The organism is Inquilinus sp. (genome assembly GCF_057815775.1).
The window spans coordinates 1-7,182 of record NZ_JBYRFX010000978.1; the positions used below are offsets into that span (position 1 = coordinate 1).

Annotated in this window: 8 protein-coding genes; 5 read left to right on the forward strand and 3 right to left on the reverse strand. The window is 69.4% G+C overall.

What is annotated here, in order from left to right; all coding sequences use genetic code 11:
- Nucleotides 1-690 (forward strand): TetR/AcrR family transcriptional regulator (locus AC3XYG_RS35020; protein ID WP_489144515.1); only part of this gene is annotated, 690 nt, incomplete at its 5' end.
- Between the two features lie 28 nt (nucleotides 691-718).
- On the opposite strand, the gene AC3XYG_RS35025 is transcribed toward AC3XYG_RS35020, so the two are convergent.
- A complete protein-coding gene (locus AC3XYG_RS35025; protein ID WP_489144516.1) occupies nucleotides 719-2,704 on the reverse strand; it encodes a patatin-like phospholipase family protein in 1,986 nt (661 codons plus the stop codon).
- A gap of 248 nt (nucleotides 2,705-2,952) precedes the next feature.
- Between AC3XYG_RS35025 and AC3XYG_RS35030 the strand changes: the two genes are divergently transcribed.
- Nucleotides 2,953-3,558, forward strand: a complete 606-nt coding sequence (locus AC3XYG_RS35030; protein WP_489144517.1) for a hypothetical protein — start codon at nucleotides 2,953-2,955, stop codon at nucleotides 3,556-3,558.
- Between the two features lie 43 nt (nucleotides 3,559-3,601).
- On the opposite strand, the gene AC3XYG_RS35035 is transcribed toward AC3XYG_RS35030, so the two are convergent.
- Both AC3XYG_RS35035 and AC3XYG_RS35040 read right to left on the reverse strand, forming a co-directional pair.
- Nucleotides 3,602-4,075: a YHS domain-containing (seleno)protein gene (locus AC3XYG_RS35035; protein ID WP_489144518.1), complete on the reverse strand. Its 474-nt coding sequence runs from the start codon at nucleotides 4,073-4,075 to the stop codon at nucleotides 3,602-3,604.
- A gap of 66 nt (nucleotides 4,076-4,141) precedes the next feature.
- On the reverse strand, nucleotides 4,142-5,158 hold the full coding sequence (locus AC3XYG_RS35040) for a S1C family serine protease (protein ID WP_489144519.1): 1,017 nt from the start codon (nucleotides 5,156-5,158) through the stop codon (nucleotides 4,142-4,144).
- 207 nt (nucleotides 5,159-5,365) lie between these two features.
- On the opposite strand from AC3XYG_RS35040, the gene AC3XYG_RS35045 reads away from it, so the two are divergent.
- The 3 genes from AC3XYG_RS35045 (at nucleotide 5,366) to AC3XYG_RS35055 (ending at nucleotide 7,170) form a co-directional block, all read left to right on the forward strand.
- Nucleotides 5,366-5,845, forward strand: a complete 480-nt coding sequence (locus AC3XYG_RS35045) for an Lrp/AsnC family transcriptional regulator (protein WP_489144520.1) — start codon at nucleotides 5,366-5,368, stop codon at nucleotides 5,843-5,845.
- Between the two features lie 57 nt (nucleotides 5,846-5,902).
- On the forward strand, nucleotides 5,903-6,535 hold the full coding sequence (locus tag AC3XYG_RS35050) for a hypothetical protein (RefSeq protein WP_489144521.1): 633 nt from the start codon (nucleotides 5,903-5,905) through the stop codon (nucleotides 6,533-6,535).
- A gap of 104 nt (nucleotides 6,536-6,639) precedes the next feature.
- On the forward strand, nucleotides 6,640-7,170 hold the full coding sequence (locus AC3XYG_RS35055; protein ID WP_489144522.1) for a peptidylprolyl isomerase: 531 nt from the start codon (nucleotides 6,640-6,642) through the stop codon (nucleotides 7,168-7,170).
- Nucleotides 7,171-7,182: the final 12 nt, after the last annotated feature.

Sequence of the window (7,182 nt, forward strand, 5' to 3'; positions counted from 1 at the left end):
GTTAAGCTGAGCGCCGAATCGGGAGGAGCCGCGATGCGGCAGATCGAGGCCGAGGCCGAGCCCGCGCCGTCCGGGCGCCCACGCCGCCAGCGCGAGGCGCGGATCCTCGACGCAGCCGAGGCGGTCTTCGCCGAGGCCGGCTTCTCCGGCGCCGCCATGCAGGCGATCGCCGACCGCTCTGGCCTGCCCAAGGCGAACATCCATTATTATTTCGGCACGAAGGAGGCGCTCTACCGCGCCGTGCTCGCCCGCATCCTCGACCTCTGGGTCGACGCCTTCGACCATCTGGTGCCCGAGCGCGACCCGGCCGAGGCGCTGGCCGCCTATATCCGCGACAAGATGCGCTGGTCGCGCAGCCGGCCGCTGGCGTCCAAGGTCTTCGCCAACGAGATCATCCACGGCGCGCCGCAGGTCGCCGATTACCTCTCCGGCAAGCTGAAGCGGACGATCGACGAGAAGGCGCGGGTGATCGAGGGCTGGATCGCCGCCGGCCGCATGGCCCCGGTCGACCCGCGGCACCTGGTGTTCACCCTGTGGGCGGCGACCCAGACCTATGCCGATTTCGACGCCCAGATCCGGGCGGTGCTGGGGCGGGACACGATGGATGACGACACCTTCCTGGTGGCCAGCCGGCACGTCACCAGCCTGATCCTGCGCGGCTGCGGCCTGAAGCCGCCGCGCGGCGGCTGAGGCCGGTCGCCCGGGCGCCAGCGGCCCTCTACATCCGGTACGATCTCAGTTCGCCGGCCAGGGGCCTGCGATTGCGGCGACGCAGGCGGTCCGGGTTGCGTCCGAGATACTCGACGCCGATCTCGAGGGCCTGATTCACCTCATCCGGCGCGTTCGCCTCGCGCAGCAGAGCGTCCATCACCATCAGGATCTGGCTGTCCTCGCCCTCGGGATCGACAGACACCCGCAGCGGGTGAACCACCTCGCGCAGGACGATCTGGGCATGGCTGCGGGCACGCAACGCGTTGGCGACAGCCACCCCGGCCTTCAGGACGTCCACCGCCTCGGTGACACGCGCCGCCCGGGCGTCATCCAGCAGGGCATCCAGCCTGCCACTGGCGTTGAGCGCGCGTCCCACGGCAGCCAGGCGATCCGCATCGCCGGCCGCCAGGGTTTCCAGGTACCGCAGCCCGGCCTGGATGTCCGGCTGCGCCAGGCCGCCGCCGTCGCCGGCCATGGCCTCCAGGCCGGCCACAGCGTTGGCGAGATCAGCACGGAACTCCAAGGCTTCCTGTGCCCCGGGATAGTTGTCGCGGGCCAGCCCGGCAAGGTCCGCCCCGCTGATGCCGTGCAGCATCTGGCCGGCGCTCCGGAATCTCCAGGTCTGCGGTTCGCGCCGCCTCTCGATGTGCCGCCGCGTCTCATCCGCCGTCAGATCCTGCAATCGTGTCTTGCTGGCCAACGGAATGGCGAAATTGGCGGTTCCACCCACCGTGGTGGTGTAATCTTTCGTCCTCCTGAAACGCAGATAGTCCTTGGCCCTGGCCAGGGCGGGCCCGTCGGTTCTGTTGGGCACAAGAAATTTCAGCGGCACCACCACGAGTTCTTCCGGCCGATCGGCAAGTCCGCGCTTCATCGTATACATGGCGGCGGTATTCGGGGCCTTGGCCACCCAGTCGCTGACGCGGTTGCGAACCCGCCGGGCTCGGCGCTGGCTGTATGGCTCTACGGTGCCACGGGCAAGTTGGTGCGGCGTGTGGCTTTGGAAAACGAAGGTCATCTTGGCCTCCGCCGGAACGGGATCGAGCGAACGCCTGGCGCCGATCAGCTCGGATGTGGGGGTGTTGTTCATCACGCCGCCGTCCTCGAAGCGCCCGGTGACGCCGGAGGACAGCTTGATGTCCACCGGCTTGAACACGGGAGGCAGCGCGGCCGAGGCATGGACGGCCACGGCGATGTCCAGATCCGGTTCGGTATCCGCGCTGAAGATGGCGAGCTGAGGCTTGCCCTTCTCGATGGTGCCGGGCGTCCTGCCGTCATCCCCCATCAGGGTGCCGGCAACCACCAGCTCCTTGATCTCGGGCATCACCCGGGACATGACCCTGAGGTCGCCGAAGGTGACGGGCTCGCCGCGATCGAGCTTGTCACGGACGCCGCGGACGCGGTCGTCATCCTGGCCGCTGTGGAGGTAGTCCTCAATCCGCGCCTGCACGGCCTTGCGGATGGCCTCGCGAACCAGGCTCTCGAGCCCGGCGCCCGACAGCCCCCCGTTGAACAGGGCCATGAGAAGGTTGCGGCCCTCGTTGATCTTGCCGCCCAGCCCCGAATCGTTGGCCAGCTCGGCAAAGGCCTCCGGCGTGAGGCCGGCAGCAACCAGGGCCGCGGTCAAGGCGCCCACGGATGCACCGGCGACAACCCTGATGCCCTGGAGGACGCCGGCTTCCTCCAGGGCCGCTACGGCCCCGGGATAGGCCGCGCCCTTGCCGCCGCCACCGGAGAAGGTGACCTCCCGGATCGGCGGAGCCGGACAGGTGAACGCGATGCTGCCATCCGGGCCAACGGCCACCTGCACGTCCCGATCAGGAGCGATGCGGAATGTCTGAAGTTCGCCCGCCGGGCCGTCCTCGACCTCCGGGTCCCGACCTGCGTCCGAGGCCGATGACCGGGACGTCGCGATTTCGCTTTCGAGATCGGCGCGAGCCACGGCCTTGTACCATAGGCCATGCTCCTGAACCCATCGTTTCACCCTGTCCATCGCCGAGCCCCACCGCCGATACCGAGACAGCGATCCTGTTCTTGAGCGACCCTTGCCAAGGGATGGAGTCAGCCTCGAAGAAAAGATATCGAAGGCCAGTGCCGGCCCCGGCGTAGGTTGATATGGATTTGGAGATCCCGCGAAAATGCTTTTCCGGCATGCCGGCATCCGTCGCGACCTGGCCAGGCGGGCCGTACGGGACGACAGGTCCATGGCGGCGCGCGGCGGTTTGCGCTAAGGAAAGCACCATGCTGCTGCGCCCCTTCCTTCCGCTGGCCCTCTGCGCCCTCGCCGCCTGCGCCGCGACGCCGCCCCAGGAGCCGCTGCCGGCCACCGTGCTCCAGACCTCGGCCACGCCGGGTGATGCCGGCTTCGACCGCGATAAGGCCACGTCCCTGCTGGCCCAGGCCAAGGCGGCAGAGGCCCGGAACCCGAACGATGCCAAGAGCCTGTACCGCCAGGCCGGGCTGGCCTGGCCCGACCTGACCGATGCGTGGGACGGGCTGCGGCGCGTGTCGCTGAAGCAGAACGACAGCGCGGAGGCCAAGGCGGCCGGCTTCATGGCCGAGCGGGTGAAGCTGTATCCGGGCGATGCCATCGCCTCGCAGCGTGAGGTCAACATGGCGCTGCACACCTACGTCATGGCGCAGGCGCAGAAGCCGACCGACGGACCGGAGCAGGTGGCCTATGCCAAGCGGCTGGGCGATTTCTACGACGCCCAGTACGCCCGCACCGGCTTCTACACCCCGGAAAAGAACTTCGGGAACATCGAGGCCCACGACCTGCCGGGCGTGATCCTGATGGGCGGTGGCGTCGGTGGCTACGCGATCAGCCTGGCCACCAAGTTCAAGTGACGGCCCGGCCGGGCGCGGTGCCGCGCCCGGCTGGCAGTTCCCGTTACTGGACGCTCTTCGAATCGAGCTTGGGCCAGTTGGCGTCGGCCTTGCCGATATTGCCGGCCCGGTCCTTCATCCAGGTGGCCTGGACGCCGAGGTCGTAGTTCAGGTACAGCCGGCCGTCGACGATCGACCAGGCCTCCGGTTCGATCTTCACGAGATGGCCGCGCGACGTGCCATAGGCGCAGAAGCCGCCATAGGCCGGCAGGTACTTCTCCGGATCGTCCTCGAACGCGGCCTTGTTGGCGGCATTCTCGAACCACCAGGTCGCGCCGTCCTGTTGCACCGCGAACTCCGGCTTGCCCTGGCGCGGCCCGCCATCGACGAAGTACGCCACCGGGTCGTAGCCGCGGATCGCGACGTTGTCGGTGGAGCCCAGCGTGTTGACCGGGTGCGGCGCCTCGGCCGCCACGGCGGGCAGAATCGGAGCGGCGATCAAAGCGGCGAGCAGGAGAACGGTCCGGCGATTGAACATGGGCAGGGTCCCGTGCGTAGGAGGAAGGGAAGACCCATCCTCCGCCATCACGGGACCCTGCCGCCGTTACGAGCGCTCTCGCGGCGTCACCGTGACCTCCTGGGCCCGGCCGTCGCGCAGCAGCCGGAGCGCGGTGGCGATGCCCACCCGGTCGACCCCGAGCAGCCGGTGCAGCGCATCGACCCCATCGACCGGATGCCCATCAATGGCCAGGATGACGTCGCCGACGCGCAGCGCCGCAGCCCCCGCCCCGCCGGGCAGCACCTCGGCCACGCGCACGCCGCCGGCCTCCGGCAGGCCGAGCGACAGCTGCATCGGCCGCGGCAGCCGCACCGTCTGCGCGGCGATGCCGAGCGAGGCCCGACGCACCCGGCCGTGCTGGATCAGCGCCGACGCCACCACGGAGGCGGTGTCGCTGCCGATGGCGAAGCACAGGCCCTGAGCGCCCGCGATCATCGCCGTGTTGATGCCGACCACCCGGCCGGCGGCGTCGACCAGCGGCCCGCCGCTGTTGCCGGGGTTGAGTGCTGCATCGGTCTGCAGCACGCCGTCGATCTGGCGGCCGGACAGGCCGCGCAGCGACCGGCCGAGGGCGCTGACCACGCCGGCCGTCACCGTCGCCTCGAAGCCCAGCGGGTTGCCGATGGCGACCACCAGCTGGCCGGCCTGCAGCGTGGCGGAGGAGCCGAACGGCGCCCAGCCGGGCACGCTGTCATGCAGGCGCAGCACCGCGAGATCGGTGTCGGGATCGTCGCCGACCGGCCAGGCGACGACGCTGCGGCCATCGCTGAGCGTGGCGTTGATCGAGGCGGCGCCGCGGACCACATGGCTGTTGGTCAGGACGAAGCCGTCGGGGGTGAAGATCACGCCCGAGCCGCTGCCGCGCGGCATCGGCGTGCCGTCCGGCCCCTTGCCGGAGACGCGGAGATGCACCACCGCCGGGGCGGCGGCGCGCACCGCATCGATCACGGTGCGGGAATAGGAATCGAGCGCCTCACCGCCGATGGCAGCGGCGGAGGGTGTCGAGGTCTCGGGCCCCGGCGCCGAGGCGTCGAGGAGGAAGCGGGTTTCATAGCCGGGCATGACTGAACCTTGGGATGGTAGGGGCGGCCACCCGGCGCGCCCCGCTTCCAAGATGTGGGCATGCCCGGGGGAGAACCCAAGGGGAACACCCGCATGCCCACATCTTGGAAGCGGCCGCCGCCGGGCTGACGACGAAGGCCGCCGGGCGTATGGTCCCGCGAGCGGTATGCGCGATTCGCGCATCGGTCACGGCGAGGATGCGCTGACATGGCGACGGAGACGCTGGACGCGTTCGACTGGCGGATCCTGGCCGCGCTGCAGGCCGACGCGCGGATGAGCAACATCGCCTTGGCCGAGCAGGTCTTGCTGTCGCCGTCGCAATGCGCCCGGCGGCTGCAGCGGCTGGAGGAAGCCGGGGTGATTCGCGGCTATGCCGCGCTGCTCGACCCCGACCGGATCGGGCTGGCCGTCGCCGCCTACATCTCGATCACGCTGGAGAAGCACGGCGCCTTCACCGCGGAGGCGTTCCGCGAGGCGGTGCAGCGCCATTCCGAGATCGTCGAGTGCTGCGCCGTGACCGGCGACGCCGATTACGAACTGCGGGTGGTGGCGCCGGACCTGAAGGACCTGTCCCGCTTCATCATGGACACGCTGATGCGGATTGACGGCGTCTCGGCCATCCGCTCGCGCATCGTGCTCGACACCATCAAGGACAGCAGGCGGCTGCCGCTGCGCCCCGCGCCCTGACGGCGCCGCATTCGCCCGGCCATCCTTCCGCTCCCCCGTTTCCACGAGACCGCGACCATGAGCCTGCCGACCCGCCTTCTCCTGTCCGCCCTGCTGGCGCTCGGCATCGCCGGCCCGGCCGCCGCGGCGCAGCAGCCCCGCCTGACCGACCTGGTGCCCATCCCGCTGAAGCCGGGGCCGAACACGGTCGAGCGTTTCGCGCCGGACGGGCGCAGCGCCATCGTCACCCTAGGCTGGCGCGAGAACGGCAACGCCCATGGCTACGACCTGTACCTGGTGCTGATGCAGGGCAACGGCGGCGGTTCCGAGGTGGTCGGCTTCGACACGCCGGGCAAGGATGGCGGCGACTTCGAGGACACCATCCGCGACGACCCGCACACCGGCGAGGACGTGGTGCGCAGCGTGCGCTTCATGCGCGGCAAGATCGACGGCAAGCCCGGCACCTTCGTTTTCGTCGCCCAGCGCGGCTACAATCCGGATGAGGGGATTTCCGGCGCAGCCCTGGTCGACTTCACCGTCTTCCAACTGGTCGCGGGCGAGGATGTCGGCACCACCAGCGACATGTTCCAGCCGGTGGTGACGGCGCAGTCCACCACCAGGTTCTGCCATGCGGAGAAGGCGCTGAAGCAGCAGTTCGGCATCCTCCTGACCAGGAGCTACGCCGGCCCCGACACTGCCGACGGCTGCTGAGAATCGGCACCCCCGAGGAGCCGACATGCCGCACCGGGTTGTCTCGCGGCCCGACCCGTGCTTGTCTGCGCGACCTTTCGCGACCCGTCCGGAGCGCCCAGCGCATGACGCGTTTCTTCAAACTTCTCGGGAGTCTTCTCCTCGCCATGACCATCGCCAATACGGCTTCGGCCCGCGATCTCGAAAACACCCTCTACCTCGACCTGACCTATGGTCGGGTGGTGATCGAGCTGCGCCCCGACCTCGCCCCCAAGCACGTCGCCCGCATCAAGGAGCTGGTGCGCCAGGGCTTCTATGACGGCATCGTCTTCCATCGCGTGATCGAGGGCTTCATGGCCCAGACCGGCGATCCGACCGGCACCGGCACCGGCGGTTCGGGCCAGAAGATCGACGCCGAGTTCAGCAAGGAGCCGTTCAAGCGTGGCACCCTGGGCATGGCCCGGTCGCAGAGCCCGAACAGCGCCGACAGCCAGTTCTTCATCATGTTCGCCGCCGGCGACTTCCTGAACGGCCAGTACACCGTTTGGGGCCAGGTTGTCGAAGGCATGGAGTTCGTCGACAAGATCAAGCGCGGCGAGCCGCCGGCGAACCCGGACAAGATCGTCAAGATCCAGGTCGCGGCCGACGTCAAGTAAGACCGGCCCCGA